The sequence below is a fragment of the Prevotella amnii DSM 23384 = JCM 14753 genome, from assembly GCF_000378745.1.
GTDB classification, from domain to species: Bacteria; Bacteroidota; Bacteroidia; order Bacteroidales; family Bacteroidaceae; genus Prevotella; species Prevotella amnii.
The window spans coordinates 1-25,596 of sequence record NZ_KB905280.1 but is presented as its reverse complement, the minus strand read 5'-3'; the positions used below and the strand labels follow the sequence as shown (position 1 = coordinate 25,596).

Here is a 25,596-nt window from a genome sequence, read left to right as displayed (position 1 = left end):
AAATACTATTATAAAACATATATTTAACACCTTAACAATACCTAACATAACCTATTAGACAAACATGTCGTTATTAAAAAAAGATAATGTTGTTTGGCTTTTTGCATATTAATTACTATTTTTGCATGTTTTAAAAATTTATAATAACATAATATAACAATGTCATTAATAAAAATAAAAAAGGTTGAAACAAAGAAAGATTTAAAAACTTTCATTGATTTCCACCATGACCTTTACGAAAACAATCCCTACGATGTTCCTAACTTGTTTAGCGATGATATGAACACACTATCTAAAGATAAGAATGCTGCGTTCGACTTTTGTGAAGCAGAATATTATCTTGCTTATAAAGATGGTAAACTCGCAGGACGTGTAGCTGCCATTATTAATTATAAAGCTAACGAAAAATGGAAAATAAAAAATGTCCGCTTTGGCTGGATCGACTTTATAGATGATATAGAAGTGTCTAAAGCATTGCTAAATGCTGTAGCAGAATTTGGTAAAAGCAAAGGAATGGAACAAATAGTAGGACCATTAGGCTTTACCGATATGGACCCAGAGGGTATGCTGATATGGGGATTTGACAAGCTCGGTACAATGGCTACTATTTATAATTATGATTATTATCCTAAACACTTAGAACAGCTTGGAGGCTGGGAGAAAGACAACGATTACATCGAACAATTCATTACTATTCCTTATGGAGTTCCTGAGAAATATGCTCAAATAGCAAAAATGATACAACAAAGATATAATCTTAGAGTAAAAAAACTTACTAAAAAAGATGTCTTTGAAAAAGGATATGGACGCAAGCTGTTCGAGATAGTAAACAAAACCTACAAAGACCTATATGGATATTCACAGCTTACCGACAGGCAAATAGATCAATACGTAAACATGTATTTCCCTTTTGCTAACCTCGATTTCATAACAGTTATAGTAGACGGAAATAAAAACGATGCTATTGCAGGCATGGGAATAACTATACCTTCGCTAAGTAGAGCTCTTCAAAAATGCCATAGAGGAAGGCTGCTTCCTTTTGGTTGGTGGCATTTGTTGAAAGCTATTAAGTTTAACAAAACAGAAGGTGTCGACTGTCTATTAGTAGGTGTTTTACCCGAATATCGCACAAAAGGAGCAAATGCTCTTCTCTTTAGCGACTTAATTCCACGATTTAATAAAGCTGGATTCAAATGGGGAGAAACACAAGTAGAAATGGAAACCAACGAAAATATACAAAATCAGTGGGGACCTCTATCACCTGAAATTCACAAAAGACGTCGATGCTTTAAAAAGAGCTTACTATAAAAAGACACCATAACATTATCTCATAAAGAAAACTTTTCATAACCTCTAAAAAGGTAAAACTAAAAATCAATATGGTAGAAGAAACTAAAAACATAGTACAATACACCGATGATAACATACGACATCTTTCAGATATGGAACATGTTCGTACACGTCCCGGTATGTATATAGGAAGATTAGGTGATGGAAAGCTACCAGAAGATGGTATTTACGTTTTACTAAAAGAGGTTATAGACAACTCTATTGACGAGTTTAAAATGGAAGCTGGCAACAGAATAGAGATAGATATAGAAGATAATCTTCGTGTTACAGTACGCGATTACGGACGTGGCATTCCACAAGGAAAGCTCATTGAAGCCGTTTCTATGCTTAACACAGGAGGTAAATACGATTCTAAAGCTTTCAAAAAAAGTGTCGGACTAAACGGAGTTGGTGTAAAGGCTGTAAACGCTTTAAGCTCTAAATTTGAGGTGAAAAGTTTCCGCGATGGTAAAGTAAGACATCTATGCTTTGAAAAAGGCTGCTTGAAAGACGACAAAACGTCTAAAAGCAACGATGAAAACGGAACTTTTATATATTTTGAACCTGATAACACTCTATTTAAAAACTATAAATTTCTTGATGAAATAGTAGAAACAATGCTCCGAAATTACACTTACTTAAATACGGGACTAACCATCATGTACAATGGACGCCGTATATTAAGTAGGCATGGTTTGAAAGATTTACTAACCGATAATATGACCGTTGATCCGTTATACCCTATCGTACACATGAAAGGAGAGGATATAGAGATAGCATTTACTCATACAAATCAGTATGGTGAAGAATATTACTCGTTTGTAAACGGACAACACACCACACAAGGAGGAACTCATCAAAGTGCGTTTAAAGAACATATTGCTAAAACCATAAAAGAATACTATGGCAAATACGAATACATAGATATTAGAAATGGATTAGTAGCAGCCATAGCTATAAACGTAGAAGAACCTATATTTGAATCACAAACAAAAGTAAAGTTAGGAAGCACACTTATGGAACCTAACGGAGACACCATAAACAAATATATAGGCGATTTCATAAAACTTAATGTTGATAACTACTTACATATTCATAAAGAAGACTGTGCTGATATTTTAGAGAATAAAATAAAAGAAACAGAACGGGAACGAAAAGCGATGGCAGGTGTAACTAAGTTAGCACGCGAAAGAGCAAAAAAAGCTAATCTACACAATAAAAAACTACGAGACTGCCGTATACACTTTAGCGATATAAAGAATGATAGAAAAGAAGAAAGCTCTATCTTTATAACAGAAGGCGACTCTGCAAGTGGGTCTATTACCAAAAGTAGAGATGTTAATACACAAGCAGTATTCTCACTAAGAGGAAAACCACTTAACTCGTTTGGACTTACAAAAAAAGTGGTATATGAAAATGAAGAATTTAATCTTTTACAAGCCGCTTTAGATATAGAAGAAGGACTTGATACACTAAGGTATAACAAAATAATAGTAGCTACAGATGCCGATGTCGATGGTATGCACATCAGATTGCTAATTATTACATTCTTCCTACAGTTCTTTCCTGAACTAATTAAGAAAGGACATGTATATGTTTTACAAACACCTTTATTTAGAATACGTAACCGAAGAACAAAAATAAAAAACAAAAAAACAATCATAGAAGCTGACCAAAACAGAGTAAAAGGTGAAAAGAAAAATGACTTTATTACACGCTATTGCTACTCTGAAGAGGAACGATTAGAAGCTATTAACGACTTAGCACCTGAACCAGAAATTACACGATTTAAAGGATTAGGCGAAATATCGCCTGACGAATTTATACATTTCATCGGTCCAGAAATGCGATTAGAACAAGTAACACTTCATAAAACAGATCAGGTACAAAAGCTTTTAGAATACTATATGGGTAAGAACACCATGGAAAGACAAAATTTTATTATAGATAATCTCGTCGTAGAAGAAGACGTTATTGACGAAGATAGTTAGTAAAAACACAAACTTTTCAATAGCTAAACATATACTTATCAATATATATAAAACATAATTACACTTACTAAAAAGCCACAAAGTAATGAAAAAAACAACCATATTAATAATACTTATCACACTATTTCCTATATATTCTTTAGCACAAATAAAGTTTAATTTTGGGAAAAACTCACCTCTTCGCAAACTTCAACTCGCCGAAATGGCTATAAATTCTCTTTATGTAGATTCTGTAAACGAAGAAAAATTAGCAGAAGATGCTATACGAGGAATGCTTAAAGAGTTAGACCCTCATTCAACTTATTCCGATGCAAAGGAAACAAAAGCGATGAACGAACCTTTAGAAGGCGACTTTGAAGGCATAGGTATACAGTTTAATATGATTAATGACACTTTAGTAGTTGTTCAGCCAATAGTAAAAGGACCGTCTGAGAAAGTTGGTATTTCATCTGGTGATCGCATAATAGCTGTTAACGACACTACCATTGCCGGTGTAAAGATGGATAAAATAGATATAATGAAACGACTACGCGGTCCTAAAGGCTCAAAGGTAAAACTAACCATCATACGACGCGGAACAAAAGAACATTTACATTTTATTGTTACTCGTTCAAAAATCCCTGTACACACAATAGATGCTGCATATATGATTCGTCCAAAAATAGGATATATACGATGGAGCAGCTTCGGAGCAAAAACTTATACTGAATTTATGAGTGCTATTGACACACTTCAGCACAAAGGAATGAAACAATTAATAATTGATTTGCAAGACAACGGAGGTGGATATTTACAAGCTGCCGTACAAATTGCTAATGAATTCCTAAAAGATGGGGATATGATAGTATACACTAAAGGACGAAATATGAAGCAACAAGAGTTTCGCTCAAATGGTAAAGGAAAACTAAAAGATATAAAGATATATATACTTGTAAACGAGTTTACAGCTTCTGCAAGTGAAATAGTGTCTGGTGCTATACAAGATAATGACAGAGGAATTATAATAGGACGCCGTACATTCGGCAAAGGATTAGTACAACGCCCCATTGATTTGCCTGATGGAAGCATGATACGTCTTACCATAGCTCATTATTATTCTCCAAGTGGAAGATGCATTCAAAAGCCTTATAAAAAAGGTTATCAAGAGGATTATGATATGGATATTGAAAACAGATTGAAACATGGTGAACTAACAAATCCTGACAGTATACACTTTGATAAATCACAAAAGTTTTATACAAAAAGACAACATCGATTAGTGTATGGTGGTGGGGGAATAATGCCAGATATATTTGTTCCACTCGACACAACGCAATATACAAGATTACATCGACAATTAGCCATTAAGAATATAATTATGAATGCATATCTAAAATATGCAGATCAAAATCGTAAACAGCTAAAAAACACATACCAATCATTCGAAACTTTCAATAGAAACTATACTATACCTTTATCGCTTATCAATCAAATTATAACAGAAGGAAAGAAGCAAAAGATAGAAGCAAAAGATGACAAAGAGCTGCAAAACACTCAAAAATATATAAAACTACAATTAAAAGCTCTTATAGCTAGGGATCTTTGGGACACAAATGAATATTTCAGAATATGGAATGAGCAAAGCCATATTATAAAAAAAGCATTAGAAATAAGTCGCAAATAATAAAATTATATGTCTTTTACAAATACATATAAAAAATATTTATATTACTATTATTAAATAGTATACTTATAAAACTTTTGGGCAAAAGTTAGTTAATAAAAACAATAAAACTACTTTTGCTCAAAATACTCATTAATTTCCTTAAGTATATTACCATCTTTATGACTAATATCATTAACCACTTTCCCTTTTTCAAGTAAAAGAATGCGAGTAGAAATATCTGCTATAAACTGAATATTATGACTGGATATAAGTACTGTTGTACCATTCTCGCTACAAATATTCTGTATTTTTTTAGCTACAAAGATTTGAGACGAAGGGTCTAAATAATTAAAAGGTTCATCTAATATCAACACTTTAGGGGCAATTATCATTGCACCTATAATACCTATCTTTTGCTTATTACCCTGCGAAAAATCTTTAATTAGCTTATTTGTACCAAGTATTTCACCCCTATCTATATCATAAAATTCAGCTAAACGCTGTTTAAGAATAGGCTCTTGGATATGATATACCTTAGCAATAAATTCAAAATACTCCTCTGGTGTATAAAAATCAATCAAAAAACTACCATCTATAAAAGAGCCAACCCAATTTTTCCATACATCTGTATCACATACTTTATTACCTGATATAAGCACCTCACCTTCTGTACTCTGTATTAAATCGAGCATAAGACGCATCAAAGTAGTTTTGCCTGCACCATTATTACCTACTAAGCCCACCAACTCCCCACTTTGGATTGTTAAGGCTTCTATATCCAATACTGTATTATCACCATATTGCTTTTTAAGGTTACTAATCTGAATTTCCATCGTTTGTCGTATTTTTTAGTCGTTTATTTTCTTACTTTCTCAACTCTTCTAAGCGGGCATACTTTTGCTTCATAAATCTATTTACTAACATTTTAATAACTCGTTTGTGAAACATGAAAGCTAAAACACCAATCATACACAGGACAGCCTCTGCCATATAAAAGGACGGAAGCATTATTAGTAGAGCTATATAGACCACTACTCCTATAATAGGCATTAATCCATATACATTAAAACCCATATTAGCACCTTGATAATTAAAGAAGCCACTGGAGAAAAGATCTATCCTCTTCGATTTTAAACAAGTAATAAATAGCAACAGATCGACGGCAAAACTAAAGACTACAGATACTATTATAAGGTCTAATCTCCATAAATTAAAGAATACACCAGGTAACAATAACAACGAAGAAGCAACATTTAAGCACATAAAAAAGTAATATTTCGTGTTTAAATGCTCCTCAAGTACATAAGGTTTAGTAAAGAGTCCGTCGATAAAATTTGCTTCTATGCCTAACATAAACTGTCCCAACATAAATGGAGCGTAAAGAATAATAAAAATAAAGAATAAATAATAGCTTGACATAGCTGACCAACCCATATCTGTTTCATTTAGATTTACCAGTAGATAAAGATCTCCTGTAAACAACAATAAGAATAAAATAATGGGATTTTTAAAACGTTTTGTACGCCATAAAGCAGCCCATTCCATCGTAAAACGCCCTACCTTACTATTTTTCCTACTACTTCTTTTATACTCTTTTTGCTCATTATAATTATCTAAATTATAAATAAAAACAAACAAGCTACAAGCATATAACACTGTAATAACATCTATCTCAAAGGCTAAAGCTACCTCTGTAAGCATCGATATGCCAAATATCATTACAAATGTAATAAACATAAGGAAACAAGCAAAGCCTACCCAAGTAGCAATTCTTAAGAGATAATTATTGGATAAACGCACACTAGTAACAAAAAGTGCCATCGTTGTACTAAGTATATATGCCAAAACAAAGGTTAATAGAGCATACCCAACAGGCATAATAAGGCAAGCCACTATACCTATGAGTATGGGTGGAAAGGCTGTCCAATAATCTATTACACTTGAAGCTACGATAAACTGACCCCACGTCAGTTTTGAAATAGGACGAGATTTGATAGCATTATCCATACCGTTCTCCTCTATCTTCATCATAAACATTGACATAAGGCAAATAGGAATACTCCCCAATGCAATGGGAACAGCTGCTATTTGTAATGTTCTATCGTGTAAAATCTTAGTGATATTAGCATTTACCTCAAAAAGGAAACCACCTATCATTATCACTATACATAAGAAAAAATAGATCAATATACCCATTTTCTTCCAATCGAAGGTGCGCCTCTTTTGTGTCCACCATAATTGAAGTAATACTTTTAACATACTTATAAAATTATTATTGCTCCAACAAATATAAGAAGAAATGTATAATATATAACGCTTTAGAACATCATTTTGCCAAAACGATTAAAAAGCTACGTCTATAAAAACGCTAACATACACTTTTACTCTTTATTTTGCTTTAAAGACCTCTTTTTATGTTTAACCTTTAAACGATCAAAACCATTACCATAAACACCTGTTACCTGACTTTGTGTTACAAATGCATGCGGATCTATTTCATCTACTAATCTATACATTGCTGGTGCCTCTCTCTTGCGCGTTACCGTAAGAATAAGTTTTGTTTTATGACCTGTATAATAGCCTTCTGCATCAAGAAAAGTACAACCGCGTGGTATTGCACCACCTGATATCTTCTCTGCTATTTCTTCATAACGTTCTGATATAATAAGAAACTGTACCGACTGCCGACCTACACTCACAACCTGATCTACAACAAAGGCTATAGTAAACAATGTTATATATCCATAAATAACATGTTCCCAGTCATGTAAAACAAGATAACTAAGCGTTACTATAATAATATCTACTAACAAGATAACACGCCCTAACGAAATATTACGATACTTATTAACCATTGCAGCTACAATATCAGACCCTCCTGAGCTGCCATTAAATGCCAATCCAAAACCAACACCAACACCACAGAACAGACCTCCTATTATAGTTACCATGAAAGGTTGTGAATGAAGAATCATTGGATGAGGAAAGAAATGCCTCACAAGCCATGTGCAAATAGTTAACGTTACCACACCATAAATAGTACGAACACAAAAGCGCCAACCTAAAACCTTGAGTGCTATTGCTAATAAAACAACATTCATTAAGAAATAAGTGTAGGTAATAGGTGTACCTGTACCCCAATAAATAATAGATGAAAGACCTGCTACCCCACCATTACCAATATTATTTGGCAATAAAAAAATAGCCCAACCTATAGCATATGACATCATACCTACGGCTATCATTACATAATCGATGATCTCACGATACAAAAGTTTCTTACTTATACTCACAGTTTATCTAAATAAAATAGGTGAATGATTATGTGTGCAAAAGTAGACATTTTTTCCCATATATATATACTATAAACATGTATAATACTCATTTTGAGTTTTTTTTTGTACCTTTGACTTTCAATTAAACATAACTATAGCAAATGAATATTTTCACAAAATATAGTATTGAGTTAGCTAATCAAAAAGATTATTTAGATCAATTATTCTCTGTATATCCTCTAAGTCCTGACTCTATTCGTGAAATAAATAAGGATACTTGGCATAATATTGAAGAATATTACAAGTCTTATAATAACGTAGAACTTTTCAAATCTTTATTAAAATTAAAACTGTTTCCTATAAAAGACAGTTATGTTTCTTTCTTTAAACATGCAAAATCAGCAGTAGAAAGGAATCCACTAACTGTCAATAGAATTTGTGGACGTATTAGAGAATTAGGACTTGATAAACTATATGAAAGATGTACACAACCAAAAGAGACTAACAGACAGATAGGACCACTATTTACAAACTGGTTAAACTCTGGTACTTTAGGCTGCTTACCTATTGAAGAAGATGCTTTCTTAAATGCAAAAGACTTTGCTATTCTGAAAGGAACAGACCAATCTTTAAAAGAATTTGCACATAAATATTTAGGCTATAATAGAAATAAAGGGTTAGACTTCATTGCTAAACGCAAAAATAAATATATCATAGGTGAGGCTAAATTCATTACAGATGAAGGTGGACACCAAAACGATCAGTTCTTAGATGCAATAACAACACTTAATACTCCAACAAATAAAGATGTCATAAAAGTAGCTATTTTAGATGGTGTCCTATATATAAAAAGTAGAAAGAAAATGTATACAACTATTACAACCAACAGTCTTAATATAATGAGTGCATTGTTATTAAAAGACTTTGTTTACTCTCTTTAAACTTATGAAAAATCTACTTATAAAAGGTAACAATATTGATGGTCTACAGCTCCTTTTAGATAAAGGCTATAAAGGAAAAATAGATCTTATATATATAGACCCTCCTTTTGCTACTGGAGGGACATTTTCCATAGACTCTGGAGGAAGAGTTGCTACTATTAGTAAATCGAATGATGCTAATATTGCTTATACTGACACGCTAAAAGGGAGAAACTATTTAACATATATAAGAAAACGCATTGAACTCTTATACCTATTATTATCAGATAAAGGGTCGTTTTATCTACATATAGACTACAAAATTGGACACTATATAAAGGTGATGTTAGATAGTATTTTTGGTATAGAAAACTTTAGAAATGACATCACTCGCATAAAATGTAATCCTAAAAATTTTCAAAAAATAGGATACGGTAACATAAAAGATATGATTCTTTTTTATACTAAAGGAGATAATCCTATATGGAATAATCCTATATTTGAATATTCTGAAGATGAAATAATCAAACGCTATAATAAGATAGATGCAAATGGCAGGAGATATACCACGGTTCCTCTTCACGCTCCTGGAGAAACTAAAGGCAAAACCTCACTTCCTTTTAAAGGCATATACCCTCCTAAAGGGAGACATTGGCGCACTTCTATTGAGGAATTAGAACAATTGGATAAGAAAGGATTAATAGAATGGTCAAGCAATGGGAATCCACGCAAAATAAACTATGCAGACGATAGAATAGGGAAAAAAGCGCAAGATATTTGGGATTTTAAAGATCCTCAATATCCTATTTATCCTACCCAAAAGAATGAAGACCTTTTACATTTTATTATCAAAGCATCTTCATCAATAAATTCTATTGTATTAGATTGCTTTGCAGGTTCAGGTACAACTCTAAAAGCTGCTAATCGCTTAGGCAGGAAATGGATAGGGATAGATCAGTCGGAACTTGCTATTAAGACTATTAAAGAGAACTTAAGAAGTGAAGGATTATTCGCTGCAAAATATGATTATATCACATTATAATTAACCAAATATAGATGACTGAAGATTTTGATATAAGAGAAGAACGATTACGATCGGCTGAAAAAGATTTTGAAAATGCGCTACGACCACTGAAGTTTAGCGACTTTAGCGGGCAAGATAAGGTGGTAGAAAACCTTAGTGTCTTCGTAGAAGCTGCTAAATATAGAGGAGAACCTTTAGATCATACCCTATTACATGGACCTCCCGGATTAGGCAAAACCACATTAAGCAATATTATTGCTAATGAGCTTGGAGTAGGATTTAAAATAACATCAGGACCTGTACTTGACAAGCCGGGCGACTTAGCCGGCATTCTTACCAGTCTTGAGCCTAATGATGTTTTATTTATAGATGAAATACATCGCCTATCACCTGTTGTAGAGGAATACCTATACTCTGCAATGGAGGATTATCGCATTGATATAATGATAGACAAAGGACCATCTGCACGCAGCATACAGATAGAACTTAACCCATTTACTTTAATAGGAGCTACTACAAGAAGTGGTTTACTTACAGCACCATTACGAGCACGATTTGGCATAAATATGCACTTAGAATATTATAACGCAGAAACTATTCAACGCATTATTAAACGATCGGCTGCACTACTAAAGGTGCCTATAATAGACGAAGCTGCAGAAGAAATAGCTCTTCGCTCACGTGGCACACCGCGTATATGCAACTCTTTATTACGCCGTGTACGCGACTTTGCACAAGTAAAAGGCAACGGAACAATTACTCCAAACATTGCCACAATGTCTCTACAAGCACTTAACATCGATCAATACGGACTTGATGAAATAGACAATAAAATATTACTTACCATCATTGATAAGTTTAAAGGTGGTCCTGTTGGGGTTTCTACCATTGCTACTGCTATAGGAGAAGATAGTGGAACAGTAGAAGAAGTATACGAACCATTTCTCATTATGGAGGGGTTTATTAAACGAACACCACGTGGACGCGTTGCTACACAACTGGCTTATGAACATCTTGGACGCAATTATCAATCTGCTAATCCTATGCAGCCTAATCTCTTCGATATGTAATTTATTTAAACAAAACTAACTATTTACTCGCTATAATCATAAATATTGAGCAAATAAATATATCGAAAAAACGTATAAACAGTAAATATAAAGACATTTTTACGAATTATAAAAGAAACTGATATAACAACGTCCTTAAAAGAAATATTATACTATAATAATAAGCAAAGTACAATTAAAGAAAAAGAAAAGGTATCCTTAAAGAAAAGAAAAGGATACCTTTTTTATTGCTATAAGCGAAACATTGAACCGAAAAATAACTTATTTTTATATCATTTTTAATCTATTTTTATATAAAAAATAATCTATTTTTCAAAACAAAATATATGCCGTTAATATACAGATAGTTATGAATACAGGCAAGATAGATGCTTTTTTGTATATTTAAAAGCTATATTTTAGCACACTTTATCATATAATGCTCACCGTTAATAAGCGTGGTAGCAAATAAATAATCCTTACCACCTTCGCTTAATTTAAGCCGTTTACGCAGCTCACTAACAGTTTGGGGGAAGTTTCGAGTAGCTATATTTGCTTTAGAAAGACCAGATAAAAAGCGTTTAAGGCTCTTTTTATTAAACGAAGAAAAACCTGTTATTACAAACGATCTACCAGGAAAATTAGCGATTTCATCGAAAGAAACAAACAAATGAGAGTTAGGAGCAAGAGCATATACTGGATATTTTTGAGTAATAACACCAAAAGAAGCTGCTTTCATCAACGAAGAATTAGGTTCATAAAGATACATACCTATCTGCAATTGTTCGGTAAAAAGGCGTAAAACAGCATTTTTAGCCTCTTCGATAGAAAAACTTACTACCTGATCATCATTTATACTAAAAATCTTCATATTTGATGATGAAAGCCCTAAAAGTCTCGCTTTTTCTTCAGATTGCAGAACTAAAAGAAGTTCCTTACACTCGTTTTTTACCGATAAAATATGTACTTCTCGTACAACATCACCCACACTACAAAGATCAGTCGCAGCTTTATGCCAATCGAGCATAGGTGATAATTTAATTACTACATACTGTGCTTTTAAAAGCAACTCTTCCTCTATGGGAATAATATTAGGACTACAATCGGATATAAACACCGTTTTACCACCATTATAATCACGACGTGCAGGATCGATAAAAATAACAGTAACAGGATCTGTTATATGTAAATAGTTAATACCTTCGGCATTAACAATCTCTATGATGGTACGCTCATAGTGAAAAAGATCAAAATTATACTGTGCTATTTCACACAACTCTTCTTGCTGCTCTACATACACTGCTTTGTCGAAAGCTCGAGCCATAAAAGAGAAATCTACGCCAAAACCACCAGTAAGGTCGAGCAAAGAGGTAGACAAAGTAACTTTTTCTCTATCACAGTTACCAATAATACGTCTAACAAGATGATACTTATATATGGCAGTAGCCTCACTGGAACACTGCTCTAAAGAAATATGCTTTGGATAAATAATACCCTGAATATTTGCCCATGATGGCAACTTTATGCAAGCTTTCTGCCAACCAGCAATCTGGCTAAGTGCAAAAGAAATATTAATATCTTTATAAGTATTAGCTTTAAGAGCTAAAGAGCGAATATTATCAGTAAGATGCTCTGTTATAAATTTCCTTGTTTTGTCGCAGTTATCTGTAAGTGTACTCATTTACAACATATTACAATTTTACTAAACAACAAGTATAACATTGCCTTGTTTCTTTACATTACCTTTTATAACAATAAAAGAAAAGACCTACAAGGCACCTATATTTGCCTATCATTTAACAATAACCGCTCAGTTATTGCTATTACCTAACACTCTTATTACAGCCATACTTACTACAAAAGCAGAGCGAAACCTAAATTACTTCAATGCAGCTTTTTTTGCTTTAACATAATTACCAAAAATATTATCAAGTGCTAAACGCTGCTCGTTATCTAATGTGTCATTTGCAGCTATCAGACCTTTATAATAAGCCTTTATACGTGCATTTAACTTAGTTTTATTAGCAACCGTCATAGCCTTATTATCAAATTTAGAAAAAATACCGTCTAAATCCTTATATAAAGCAGGCTTCATAGTTTTTAAGAAAGCCATTTTTCCTGTAGTAGGAAAACTATCTCTTCTTGCCTCTATCTTCGGCTTTTTATCAACCTGTAAAGTATCAACAGAAGCCTCTACCTTATCTCTTGAAAATAAAGAAGATAAATTAATCTTACCAAACTCAACAGAAAGCGTATCTTTAAAACACAATACGGCAATTACTATACATATAAGAATAATAACTAATCCAAACACTTTTACCATACCACCGCTAATCTTTGGCATAGACATAGACGAACCTGATTTATTGAAATCGGCTAAAAACTCGCCTACATCAGCATAACGCTCACTACGCTTAAAAGCACAACAGCGTTTTATATGCTCACTATATGCAAGTGTTAATCCCATAGATTTAATAACTACACCAAGAGAATATATATCTACTAAAGCATCAGCAGCTATTGTTTCGTCCTTTAGTTCTGGAGCTATAAAACGCATAGCTTCACTACCTGGCTTAAGAGCATCTACCGAAAGTACACTAAAATCGGTTATCTTAGCTACATTATCATGCGTGGATATTAAAACATTATACGTATTTAGGTTACGATGTATAACACCTTGTCCATGAATATACTCCAAAGCAGAAGCTATCTGATTAACAATAGCTATCTTATCATCATCAATATGTCCTTCTAATAAATATGATTTCAAGGTAATACCATCTACATATTCTTGCTCTATACAAAGACCATATTCATCTGTCTCAATAATATCATTATAACGAACAACATTAGGATGACTAAGATTTTTAGAAATTTCAAATTCCTTTTTTAAGACATTACAAAACAAAACACGATCACGCAATTCCTCTTTTAAGGCTTTCAAAACTACAGTTTTATCGTCCTTAACTGCCTTTATATAAAGAAATATTCCCTTAGAAGGGAGCTTATGATAAGAAGAATAAGAAACCTTTTTTATGGTTTCAGAAGGTCTATTATCAGCCATTACTATTATTTTTATTAATTTATACGCTTAGTAAGTGTACAAAATTAGTAAAAAAACACACAATATTCAATGAATAGATAAAAAGAATAGTTATAAAATAAAAAATATCCTATAGCTTGATATACAAACTATAGGATAAAATACTATTAGAAAAAATGTTAAAACACCTCGTCTTTGTTATAGACAAAGTTTTTTTAATCAGCCAACTTAGCCTTAATAAACTCACGATTTAAGCGAGCTATATTAGCTATAGACTCATTCTTTGGACACTCTGCCTCACAAGCACGAGTATTAGTACAGTTACCAAAACCTACTTCTTCCATCTTAGCAATCATAGCCTTAACACGCTTTGCAGCCTCTGGCCTACCTTGAGGAAGTAAAGCAAACTGACTTACCTTAGAAGAAACAAAAAGCATTGCAGAACCATTCTTACAAGCGGCAACACATGCACCACAACCTATACAAGAAGCACAATCCATAGCTTCATCGGCATCTTGCTTAGGAATAAGAATAGCATTAGCATCTTGAGCCTGACCAGTACGCACTGTAGTATAACCACCTGCTTGCATTATCTTATCAAAAGCAGTACGATCTACCATACAGTCTTTAATTACAGGAAAAGCTGCCGAACGCCAAGGCTCTACCGTAATTACATCACCATCGTTAAAACGACGCATATAAAGCTGACATGTAGTAGCACCTGTTGCAGGGCCATGAGGGTGCCCATTTATATAAAGCGAACACATACCGCAAATACCTTCGCGACAATCGTGATCGAAAACAAAAGGTTCTTGACCTTCATTAATAAGTTCCTCATTAAGAATGTCGAGCATTTCAAGAAATGAAGTGTCGTCTGGAATGTTCTTCATCTCACGGGTATCAAAGTATCCCTTTGCCTGTGAACCACTCTGACGCCAATATTTTAATGTGAATGATAATGTCTTTGCCATGATTAATTCTTGTAATTACGTGTTTGTACCTTTATTGCTTCATACTCAAGGGTCTCTTTTAGGAGTATAGGAGCAGTCTCATCATTGCCCTGATATTCCCAACAACCTACATAAAAGAAATTCTCATCGTCGCGCTTAGCTTCGCCTTCTTCTGTCTGATACTCCTCTCTAAAATGTCCACCACAGCTCTCATTACGAGAAAGAGCATCATTAGCTACAAGCTCACCCATAAGAATAAAATCACGAAGATGAATAGCTTTATCAAGTTCTACATTCAAACCTTCCTTAGTTCCAGGAACAAAAAGATTTGTATCAAACTCCTTTCGTATAGCTTTCAACTTATCAAGACCTATACGCAAACCTTCTGCTGTACGACCCATACCAACATATTCCCACATGATATGACCCAACTCCTTATGGATAGAATCAACAGAACGCTTACCTTTAATACTCAATAGACGATCCATTTCAGACTCTACCTTCTTTTCTGCTTCATCAAACTCAGGAAGATCGGTAGAAAGATGAGCCCAAAGAGACTGATCTGCTAAATAATTCTGAATAGTATAAGGTAAAACGAAATAACCATCGGCAAGACCTTGCATCAATGCTGATGCCCCTAAACGGTTAGCACCGTGATCTGAGAAATTACATTCACCAATAGCAAATAAACCCTTAATAGAAGTCATCAGCTCATAATCAACCCAAATACCACCCATAGTATAGTGAATAGCTGGATAAATCATCATCGGATTATAATACTTAACACCATTTATCTCATTAGCAACCTCTCCAGGATTAACATTGGTAATTTCTTCATACATATCAAATAAATTACCATAACGTTGCAAAACAACATCAAGACCAAGGCGTTCTATAGATTCAGAAAAATCTAAAAATACAGCCAAACCCGTATTATTTACACCAAAACCTTTATCACAACGCTCCTTTGCAGCTCGAGAAGCAACATCACGAGGCACTAAGTTACCAAAAGCAGGATAACGACGTTCCAAATAATAATCACGATCCTCTTCGGGAATATCAGACCCCTTCTTTGTTCCTGCTTGAATAGCCTTAGCATCTTCAAGCTTTTTAGGAACCCAAATACGACCATCATTACGCAAAGACTCTGACATAAGAGTTAGCTTAGATTGCTTATCACCATGTACAGGAATACAAGTAGGGTGAATCTGAACGTATGATGGATTTGCCATATAAGCTCCCTTACGATAACACTGAATAGCCGCTGTACAATTACAACCCATCGCATTTGTAGAAAGGAAATAAGCATTACCATAACCACCTGTAGCTATTACTACTGCATTTGCAGAAAAACGCTCTAACTTACCTGTTACAAGATTCTTTGCTATAATACCACGAGCAGCACCATCTACTATAACTACATCTTCCATCTCATAACGAGTATATAGCTTAACCTTTCCAGCTTGCACCTGAGCACTTAACGAAGAATAAGCACCAAGCAACAACTGCTGACCAGTCTGCCCCTTAGCATAGAATGTACGACTTACCTGCGCACCACCAAAAGAACGGTTTGCTAACATACCACCATACTCACGAGCAAAAGGAACACCCTGTGCAACACATTGATCAATGATATCATTAGAAACTTCCGCTAATCGATAAACATTAGCTTCGCGAGCACGATAATCGCCACCCTTTACCGTATCATAGAATAAACGATAAACAGAATCACCATCATTCTGATAATTCTTAGTAGCATTAATACCACCTTGCGCTGCTATAGAGTGTGCACGACGAGGGGAATCTTGAATGCAAAAATTATAAACATTAAATCCCATCTCGCCTAAAGATGCCGCTGCAGATGCACCAGCAAGACCTGTACCTACAACGATAATATCTAACTTTAGTTTATTTTTAGGGTTCACCAAACGTTGGTGATTCTTATAATTGGTCCATTTTTCGGCCACTGGGCCCTCAGGAATCCTTGAATTTATTTGATTAGTCATAATCTTATTTCATGCTTTAATTTTTCTTTTTATTGATCTTAGGTATTAATTAGGATAACAGCTACTTACATACTAGGAGCAAAACCTAACCAAAAAGCAACTACTAAAAAAGCAAAGATAGCCATAAGTATAGTTACATAAACTAAACCTATACACTGCCAACGCTTCAACCAAATCTTACCACTCCAGCCAAAGGTTTGCATTGACGACCAAAACCCATGAGAAAGATGAAACCATATCGCAACAATCCAAATAAGATAAAGGATAGAATAAACTGGACTGGCAAAAGTATCTTGTATCCAAGCAAAACCATCTGCAGGACTATGAGCAACCTCTACCTTAGCTAACTCTGCAAACATCATATGTCCCCAGAAGTTATAAAGATGAAGAGCAAGACCTATAAAGATGATCAAACCTAACACTAACATGTTCTGACTAGCCCAACTTACCTCAGGACGACGGCTTGTTACAGCATAACGTTCATTACCACGAGCACGCCTATTCTGTGCTGTTAAGATAAAAGCATACACAATATGCACTACAGCCAAGGCTCCAAGCCCCACTGTTCCTGCAACTGCATACCAGTTAGAACCTAAAAATTCACACACCATGTTATAACCCTCACCAGAAAAAAAGGCCACAACATTCATACAAAGGTGGAAAGTTAAGAATAGAATAAGTGCAAAGCCTGTTACAGCCATTATCACTTTTCTTCCAATTGGTGAATTAATTAACCACATAAATGAACTGATTTTGATTTTATTTAATTATTAGAATTTCTTCATCGTTTACTGTGGAGATCTATATCATAATAAGATATAAAAGTTATTATTTATTACATTTGCACAAAAAGCATATAACAAAATAGTAATAAAATACTAATTTCTTGGTATTGCCTCGCACAAAATCTGTACAAAAGTACTATATTTTAGTGATTAACCCAAGCGAAAACAAAAGAAATCGGATTAAATTTCCTACTTTTGCATAGAAATTAGAAAATGTATAAACAATGATTTTTCAATATGATGTTCTTGTTATAGGTGGAGGGCATGCAGGTTGCGAGGCAGCAACTGCTGCTGCTAACATGGGAGCAAAGACCTGTTTGCTGACAATGGATATGAACAAAATAGCCCAAATGAGCTGTAATCCAGCCATAGGCGGAATAGCCAAAGGGCAAATAGTACGCGAAATTGATGCTCTAGGGGGGTATATGGGACTTATTACTGATGCCTCCTCTATTCAGTTTCGTATGCTCAACCGTTCGAAAGGGCCAGCAGTTTGGAGCCCAAGAGCACAATGCGACCGACAAAAATATATTGATAATTGGAGGAAAACAATAGACAATACTGAAAACCTATACATTTTTCAAGATCAAGCTACAGAACTCCTTGTAGAGAAAAACAATACTTCTAAAGAAACTGCACAAAGAGTTATAGGAGTAAAAACTATTTGGGGTATAGAAATGTATGCACGTACTGTAATTATTACAGCAGGAACTTTCCTAAACGGATTAATGCATATTGGAAATAAACAAGTAGAAGGAGGGCGAATATCAGAACCTGCCGTACATAATTTTACTGATAGCATAACTCGTTGGGGAATTACTGTAGCACGCATGAAAACAGGTACTCCTGTACGTATAGATAAGCGCTCGGTACATTTTGAATATACAGAAGAACAGCCAGGTGATTCAGATTACCACCAATTCTCATTTTTTGGAAAACAACGTTCTTTACCTCAAATGCCTTGCTGGACATTTAATACCAATGAAAAAGCACACAGAATCATACGTAATAGTTTATCAGAAGCACCTATACTTAATGGACAAATTCAGAGTACAGGACCACGTTATTGCCCTTCTATAGAGACTAAACTTATAACTTTCCCTAATAAATCATCACACCCTTTGTTTCTTGAACCTGAAGGAGTTGATACAAACGAGATGTATCTTAATGGCTTTTCATCAAGTATGCCATGGGATATTCAGATAGAAGCAATACACCAAATTCCTGCTCTAAGCGATGCAAAGATATATAGACCGGGATATGCTATTGAATATGATTACTTTGATCCTACCCAATTAAAACCTTCTTTAGAATCTAAAATCATTGAAGGTTTATTCTTTGCAGGGCAAGTTAATGGTACTACAGGTTACGAAGAAGCTGGTGGACAAGGAATAGTAGCAGGCATTAATGCTGCTAACTTATGCAGTAATAACCAGCCTTTTATAATGAAAAGGGACGAAAGCTACATAGGAGTGCTTATAGATGACCTAACTACAAAAGGTGTTGATGAACCTTATCGTATGTTTACCTCACGTGCAGAGTATCGCATTTTACTCAGACAAGATGATGCTGATGCTCGCTTAACAGAAAAGGCATATACTTTAGGAATAGCTAAACGTGAACGTTACGACTGGTGGTTAGAGAAAAAAGAACATATTCTACGCATAGAAAACTTCTTTTATAATAACACTGTAAAGCCTGAATACGTAAATAGTTTGTTAGAAAAAATAGGATCTTCTCCCATTAAGGGAACTACAAAATTAATCGATTTAATCGGTAGACCTAATGTAACTATAACAGATTTGGCCAATATCCTACCTACTTTAAAGGAATGTTTAGAAACATGTCCTAACAGAAAAGAAGAAATAATAGAGGCAACCGAAATAAAAATGAAATACAAAGGATATATAGAACGTGAACGTATTTTTGCAGAAAAGATGCACCGCTTAGAGAATATAAAGATAAAAGGGCACTTTAACTATAACAAAATACATGACCTTTCTACTGAATGCAGACAGAAGTTAGAGCGTATACAACCCGAAACTTTAGCACAAGCAAGCAGAATACCCGGAGTTAGTCCTAATGATATTAATGTACTATTAATATTAATGGGTCGATGAAATGAAAAAAAAAGACAATAAAAACATTATAATAAAAAACATTTTATATTATAAATAAGCAACTAAAGTAAAAAGAAAAATACACTAATGAACAAACAACTATTACTTGACAACCTGAGATGTATTCCAGATTGGCCAATAAAGGGCGTTAATTTTCGTGATGTTACAACACTATTTAAATCGGCAGAAGCTTTAAAAGAGATCTCTGACGAGATGTACGAGCTTTATAAAGATAAAGGTGTAACAAAAGTTGTTGGCATCGAAAGTCGCGGTTTTGTCATGTCTTCTGCCCTTGCAGAACGTCTTGGCGCAGGCATAGTGCTTTGCAGGAAACCAGGTAAACTACCTTGTGAAACCGTACAAGAAACATACGAAAAAGAATACGGCACAGACACAATAGAAATACATAAAGATGCTATTAACGAAAATGATGTTATCCTTCTTCACGATGACCTCCTTGCTACAGGTGGAACTATGAAAGCTGCATGTAAATTAGTAAAGAAATTCAACCCAAAGAAGGTATATTGCAACTTTATAATAGAACTATTAAAAGAATTTCCAGAATGTAGATCACAATTTGACAAAGATATAGAGATCTCATCTCTGCTCCAATTCTAAAAAAATAATATTTAAACAATAGAATAATAAATAATAACCAAACAAAGGCGGAGCAACTTTTAAGAGAAAGATGTTCCGCCTTTTAATTTTAAAAACATATATAGATATGTATTCTTACATAAACACAGAAAGTAAAAACATAAACCTAAAGAAAAGATGCAAGCCAAAGAAAACACGAAAGAGTTTATAGAAACCTTACACCGTTTATCCTCTTTTTAAAATCCACTTGCTCATAATCCTTTACTAACAAAAAACCACCTATAAGGCTAAAGATAAATAAAGATCCTTAAACGTTCCACGTGGAACAAAGGAGATAGAAACAGTTAGAAACAAGATAGTTACAAAAAATGGATAAAGAAAATAATCAAAAGCGCATAGAACGTTTGAAAACTATAGTAGCAAGCATGCCAGAGAAGCCTGGCACATACCAATATTATGATAAAGATAATATTATCATTTATGTTGGGAAGGCTAAAAACTTAAAGCGCAGAGTAGCGTCTTATTTCCATAAAGAAGTAGATCGTTTTAAGACAAAGCTCCTTGTTTCTAAAATTTTCGACATTTCTTATTCTATAGTAAACTCAGAAGAAGACGCCTTATTAATAGAAAATCAGCTTATAAAACAATACCAACCACGTTATAATGTCTTGCTTAAAGATGGCAAGACATATCCCAGCATTTGTGTAACTAATGAGCTTTTTCCTCGCATATTTCACACAAGAACAATTAATAAAAAGCTTGGTACATACTTTGGACCCTACTCACACATTAGCTCCATGTACGCTATTTTAGACATTATAAAGAAAACTTATAAGCCGCGAAGCTGTCGTTTCCCTATAACAAAAGAAGGTATACAGCAAGGTAAATATAAGTCGTGCTTAGAATACCACATGGGAAATTGTGGAGCACCATGTATAAACAAGCAAAGCTATAATGAATATCAAGAGAACATAAAACAGGCAAAAGAGGTGCTAAAAGGCAATACACGTTCTGTGCAACACATCATACGTAAGCAAATGGAAGAGCTATCAGAGCAGCTACGTTTTGAAGAAGCTGAGATATGTAAACAGAAATACATTGCTTTAGATAATTTTGCTACAAAAAGCGAGATAGTATCCTACACCATTACCGATGTTGATGTCTTTTCAATAGATAATGATGAAACTAATAAAAATGCTTTTATCAATTACATTCATGTTACTAATGGAGCCATTAATCAAAGCTTCACATACGAATATAAACGCAAACTTGATGAGAGCGATGCAGAACTATTAAATGAAGCCATACCTGAGATTCGTGAAAGATTTAAAAGTAAAGCAAAAGAAATTATAGTGCCATTCGAGCTTGATTTTAAAATAAAAGATGCTGACTTTTTCATTCCTCAGCGCGGAGACAAACGCCATTTGCTTGAGTTATCGCAAATGAATGCTAAACAATATAAGTTCGACAGACTAAAACAAGCTGAAAAACTCAATCCTGAACAAAAACAAACACGCCTTATGACAGAACTTCGCGACAAACTAAAACTTCCCAAATTACCTTATACTATTGAGTGTTTCGACAATTCTAACATATCTGGAACAGATGCAGTAGCAGGGTGTATAGTATATAAAAAGATGAAACCTTCAAAAAAAGACTATCGTAAATATAACATCAAAACAGTAGAAGGTCCTAATGACTACGCATCGATGCAGGAGGTGGTACGCCGCCGTTACAGCAAGATAAAAGCAGAAGGCACTCCTCTACCCGACCTTATCATTACCGATGGCGGTAAAGGTCAAATGGAAGTAGTGCGCACTGTTATAGAAGACGAGCTACATCTTCATATCCCTATAGCAGGCTTGGCAAAGAATGATAAGCATCGCACTAACGAACTTCTATATGGCTTCCCAGCCCAAACCATTAGTATAAAACCCACTTCTGAGCTATTTAAAGTACTCACACAGATACAAGATGAGGTGCACAGATATGCCATTTCCTTTCACAGAGACAAACGGTCTAAACATCAGCTACATAGCGTATTAGATGAGATTCCAGGCATTGGACCTAAGACAAAAGAAGCTCTTTTAAAAGAACTAAAGACCTTAAGTAATATAAAAACTACTGATTTACAGACACTTACAGGTATCATTGGCAAATTTAAAGCTGAAATAATTTTTAATTATTTCCACAACAAAACAGATAAGTAGCGGAATATTTCGTATATTTGTAACATGAGAATAGTAATACAACGCGTAACAAAAGCCTCAGTATCTATAGATGGCAAGGTAAAATCAGCTATAGGCTCAGGGTATCTTATCTTACTTGGGATAGCAGATAACGATACTCAGGAAGATGCTAACTGGCTTGTAAAAAAAGTTATTGGTCTTCGTATCTTCAATGATAATAATGGGATAATGAATAAAAGCATTATCGAACAAGGAGGCGACATACTTGTCGTTTCACAGTTTACGCTACTTGCAAGCTACAAAAAAGGCAATCGCCCCAGTTGGCTTCACGCAGCCAAACATGAGCTGTCTATCCCTCTCTACGAACATTTCTGTCAGGCTCTTTCCACCCTACTTGGTAAAGAAGTGAGAAGAGGAGAGTTTGGTGCCGATATGAAAGTGGAATTGCTAAATGATGGTCCTGTAACTATTTGTATGGATACACATAATAAGGAATAGAAACAAAAATATCTAACGATACTTGCAAAAAGAGGAAATGGTAAAAGAAAATAATAATAAAGCTCTTAAAGTACTCATTATTTATATCGCTATAGTTATCATAGCCTGGATAATAGGATTAGCATTTATCGTATGTTGTGGTGGAATTAAAGGATTTACATAAAATATAATGACAATAAAAGAAGCACAATCAGCAGTAGACCAATGGGTAAAAACCTATGGCGTGCGCTACTTTAGCGAGCTTACCAATATGGCTTGCCTTACAGAAGAGGTAGGCGAACTTGCTCGTGTAATGGCTCGCCAGTATGGAGACCAGAGTTTTAAAAAAGGAGAAAAACCCAACATCGGTGAAGAAATGGCTGACATACTATGGGTACTTATGTGTATGGCAAATCAAACAGGGGTAGATCTCACCGAGGAATTGCAAAAAAGTTTCTATAAAAAAACTACCCGCGATAAAGATAGGCATATTAATAACCCTAAACTTAAAGATAAAAGAAATAAATAAGCGAAATCAATAAATAATATCATAAATATAATTAAAATCAATATGGTAAGTATAAAAGAACAATTCTCTAACGACATTCACAAACAGAAAAATACCGGTAAGGTGGATAGTAGTAAATACGAGCAAGCCCTTTCATTGTATGATCTCAATATTACTGATGATGAGGTAAAAAATGCTGTACGGAAAATTATTGAGGAAAAGGTAAGTGAGAATAATAACAAGGAGGTAAAGAAGTTTCTCCTCAGCACAGTAGAATATACCACACTAAGTGTCAGCGATACCGAAGAGAAGGTGCTTAAAATGGTGGAAAACGTTAATAAGTTTGAGGAAGAATATCCTAACCTACCTAATGTTCGCACCATAGTAACCTACCCTAACTTTGCAAAACTTGTAGCCAACAGTCTTGAAATAGATGGTGTGGATATTACAGTGGTATCGGGAGCTTTTCCTTCATCACAGAGCTTTTTAGAAGTAAAAACAGTAGAAACAGCTCTTGCTATAAAAGACGGGGCTACTAATGTAGACATTGTTCTACCTGTAGGAAAATTCTTTTCAGAAGATTACGAGAGCGTTTGCGATACCATTTCAGAGCTTAAAGAAGTGTGTGGCGACGTAGACATGAAGGTTATCCTTGAAACAGGTGTATTAAAAACAGCTAAAAACATTAAAACAGCAGCCCTGCTTTCTATGTATTCTGGTGCTCAATTTATAAAAACCAGCACAGGCAAAGAAGGTGGTGGTGCTACAGCAGAAGCCGTTTATGTAATGTGTCAAGCTATAAAAGAATATTATAACAAGACAGGCATACAGATAGGATTAAAACCTGCTGGCGGCATTAACAGTGTCATGGACGCTGTAATATATTATACTATCTTTAAAGAAGTGTTAGGCGAAAAGTGGCTATCTAACTATTATTTCCGTCTTGGCACAAGCAGGCTTCCAAACTTAATCTTATCAGAACTATTAGAAAAGGAGATAAAATACTTCTAAAAACATGATAAAACATTGTTTTTTAGGGTTTTAAAAGATGTCCTTTTTTTGTCGCAGTTTGCCTGCTTTCGGGGTTTGAACATTAGTTTGTAACGGTGTAATACATACTATAAGTATGCTGTACACGATATATAAAAACATACTATCCCATGTTCAAATCCCGCTTTTTAATGCCCAACCCTTACTTTTAACAACACAAGCTATACTCTCTTTATAAAACAAGAGATATTTTTTTAACTTCATTTTTAATTTATTTTTAATACAAAAATAGATTATTTTTAGTACAAAAATAATCTATTTTTTAAAACAGCAAATAACATAATGGTTTACAAATAGTTACATATTTACATTAAAAAGACATCTTTTACCATAAAAAATAGTATGCCTTAAAGATAAATAGTCCACCCTTAAAAGCCTAATATTCATCTGATTCATAGTATATTATGCTATAAATTATTTGCAAATATCTGCAAGTTTTTGTACCTTTACATTATAATTCTTGCAGATATTTATGCTTAAACGTACATCCAAACAGCTCTCTTTGTTCTCTTCTTTAGAGGACATGCTTAGTCATCAACATCCCCTTTTCCAACTTAGTAATAAGATTAATTGGGAGTGTTTTGAAAATGCTTTCTCTCCTTTGTATTGCAGCAATAATGGTCGCCCGGCTCATCCTA

Annotated in this window: 22 protein-coding genes; 14 read left to right on the top strand and 8 right to left on the bottom strand. The window is 34.2% G+C overall.

Annotated elements, in window-relative coordinates; genetic code table 11:
• Positions 1-159 precede the first annotated feature (159 nt).
• The 3 genes from F596_RS0106530 (at position 160) to F596_RS0106520 (ending at position 4,983) form a co-directional block, all read left to right on the top strand.
• On the top strand, positions 160-1,308 hold the full coding sequence (locus F596_RS0106530) for a hypothetical protein (RefSeq protein ID WP_019036318.1): 1,149 nt from the start codon (positions 160-162) through the stop codon (positions 1,306-1,308).
• 71 nt (positions 1,309-1,379) lie between these two features.
• Positions 1,380-3,320, top strand: coding sequence for a DNA topoisomerase IV subunit B (locus tag F596_RS0106525; RefSeq protein WP_008447307.1), 1,941 nt, complete (start codon positions 1,380-1,382; stop codon positions 3,318-3,320).
• Positions 3,321-3,405: 85 nt separating this feature from the next.
• Complete coding sequence (locus F596_RS0106520; protein WP_019036317.1) at positions 3,406-4,983, top strand: S41 family peptidase; 1,578 nt, start codon at positions 3,406-3,408, stop codon at positions 4,981-4,983.
• 110 nt (positions 4,984-5,093) lie between these two features.
• Here F596_RS0106520 and F596_RS0106515 read toward each other — a convergent pair whose 3' ends face one another.
• The 3 genes from F596_RS0106515 to F596_RS0106505 form a co-directional block, all read right to left on the bottom strand.
• Positions 5,094-5,798, bottom strand: a complete 705-nt coding sequence (locus F596_RS0106515) for an ATP-binding cassette domain-containing protein (protein ID WP_008447338.1) — start codon at positions 5,796-5,798, stop codon at positions 5,094-5,096.
• Between the two features lie 31 nt (positions 5,799-5,829).
• Positions 5,830-7,224 carry a DUF5687 family protein gene (locus F596_RS0106510; protein WP_019036316.1) on the bottom strand — a complete coding sequence of 465 codons (1,395 nt, stop codon included), beginning with the start codon at positions 7,222-7,224 and terminating at the stop codon, positions 5,830-5,832.
• Between the two features lie 122 nt (positions 7,225-7,346).
• Entirely contained in the window at positions 7,347-8,210 is an 864-nt protein-coding gene (locus F596_RS0106505; protein WP_019036315.1) for a YitT family protein, read from the bottom strand.
• Positions 8,211-8,401: 191 nt separating this feature from the next.
• Here F596_RS0106505 and F596_RS0106500 point away from each other — a divergent pair, with 191 nt between their 5' ends.
• Genes F596_RS0106500 through ruvB form a run of 3 tightly spaced genes read left to right on the top strand, consistent with a single transcriptional unit; the run spans position 8,402 to position 11,254 of the window.
• Positions 8,402-9,181, top strand: coding sequence for a type II restriction endonuclease (locus F596_RS0106500; protein WP_019036314.1), 780 nt, complete (start codon positions 8,402-8,404; stop codon positions 9,179-9,181).
• A 4-nt stretch (positions 9,182-9,185) separates the two neighbouring features.
• Positions 9,186-10,202 (top strand): site-specific DNA-methyltransferase, encoded by a 1,017-nt coding sequence (locus tag F596_RS0106495; RefSeq protein WP_008447183.1) that lies wholly within the window; start codon positions 9,186-9,188, stop codon positions 10,200-10,202.
• A 14-nt stretch (positions 10,203-10,216) separates the two neighbouring features.
• Positions 10,217-11,254 (top strand): Holliday junction branch migration DNA helicase RuvB, encoded by a 1,038-nt coding sequence (ruvB, locus tag F596_RS0106490; RefSeq protein WP_019036313.1) that lies wholly within the window; start codon positions 10,217-10,219, stop codon positions 11,252-11,254.
• Between the two features lie 391 nt (positions 11,255-11,645).
• On the opposite strand, the gene F596_RS0106485 is transcribed toward ruvB, so the two are convergent.
• From F596_RS0106485 to F596_RS0106465, 5 genes are all read right to left on the bottom strand, one after another.
• Positions 11,646-12,914 carry a THUMP-like domain-containing protein gene (locus F596_RS0106485; protein WP_019036312.1) on the bottom strand — a complete coding sequence of 423 codons (1,269 nt, stop codon included), beginning with the start codon at positions 12,912-12,914 and terminating at the stop codon, positions 11,646-11,648.
• A 198-nt stretch (positions 12,915-13,112) separates the two neighbouring features.
• Positions 13,113-14,297: a protein kinase domain-containing protein gene (locus F596_RS0106480; RefSeq protein WP_019036311.1), complete on the bottom strand. Its 1,185-nt coding sequence runs from the start codon at positions 14,295-14,297 to the stop codon at positions 13,113-13,115.
• 194 nt (positions 14,298-14,491) lie between these two features.
• A complete protein-coding gene (locus tag F596_RS0106475; RefSeq protein WP_019036310.1) occupies positions 14,492-15,247 on the bottom strand; it encodes a succinate dehydrogenase/fumarate reductase iron-sulfur subunit in 756 nt (251 codons plus the stop codon).
• A gap of 2 nt (positions 15,248-15,249) precedes the next feature.
• Positions 15,250-17,232, bottom strand: coding sequence for a fumarate reductase/succinate dehydrogenase flavoprotein subunit (locus tag F596_RS0106470; protein ID WP_019036309.1), 1,983 nt, complete (start codon positions 17,230-17,232; stop codon positions 15,250-15,252).
• 65 nt (positions 17,233-17,297) lie between these two features.
• A complete protein-coding gene (locus F596_RS0106465) occupies positions 17,298-17,972 on the bottom strand; it encodes a succinate dehydrogenase cytochrome b subunit (RefSeq protein ID WP_024992664.1) in 675 nt (224 codons plus the stop codon).
• Positions 17,973-18,241: 269 nt separating this feature from the next.
• Between F596_RS0106465 and mnmG the strand changes: the two genes are divergently transcribed.
• From mnmG to F596_RS11875, 8 genes are all read left to right on the top strand, one after another.
• Positions 18,242-20,137, top strand: coding sequence for a tRNA uridine-5-carboxymethylaminomethyl(34) synthesis enzyme MnmG (gene mnmG, locus F596_RS0106460; RefSeq protein ID WP_019036307.1), 1,896 nt, complete (start codon positions 18,242-18,244; stop codon positions 20,135-20,137).
• 87 nt (positions 20,138-20,224) lie between these two features.
• Positions 20,225-20,755 carry an adenine phosphoribosyltransferase gene (locus F596_RS0106455; protein ID WP_008447279.1) on the top strand — a complete coding sequence of 177 codons (531 nt, stop codon included), beginning with the start codon at positions 20,225-20,227 and terminating at the stop codon, positions 20,753-20,755.
• Positions 20,756-21,102: 347 nt separating this feature from the next.
• Entirely contained in the window at positions 21,103-22,944 is a 1,842-nt protein-coding gene (uvrC, locus tag F596_RS0106450; protein WP_019036306.1) for an excinuclease ABC subunit UvrC, read from the top strand.
• Between the two features lie 24 nt (positions 22,945-22,968).
• Complete coding sequence (gene dtd, locus F596_RS0106445; RefSeq protein WP_019036305.1) at positions 22,969-23,421, top strand: D-aminoacyl-tRNA deacylase; 453 nt, start codon at positions 22,969-22,971, stop codon at positions 23,419-23,421.
• Between the two features lie 37 nt (positions 23,422-23,458).
• Positions 23,459-23,584, top strand: coding sequence for a hypothetical protein (locus tag F596_RS12230; RefSeq protein ID WP_019036304.1), 126 nt, complete (start codon positions 23,459-23,461; stop codon positions 23,582-23,584).
• A gap of 6 nt (positions 23,585-23,590) precedes the next feature.
• Positions 23,591-23,929: a nucleotide pyrophosphohydrolase gene (locus F596_RS0106435; RefSeq protein ID WP_008447269.1), complete on the top strand. Its 339-nt coding sequence runs from the start codon at positions 23,591-23,593 to the stop codon at positions 23,927-23,929.
• A gap of 42 nt (positions 23,930-23,971) precedes the next feature.
• Positions 23,972-24,919: a deoxyribose-phosphate aldolase gene (deoC, locus tag F596_RS0106430; protein WP_019036303.1), complete on the top strand. Its 948-nt coding sequence runs from the start codon at positions 23,972-23,974 to the stop codon at positions 24,917-24,919.
• Positions 24,920-25,430: 511 nt separating this feature from the next.
• Positions 25,431-25,596, top strand: a 166-nt coding sequence (locus F596_RS11875; protein WP_019036301.1) for a transposase, incomplete at its 3' end; no start/stop codon positions are given.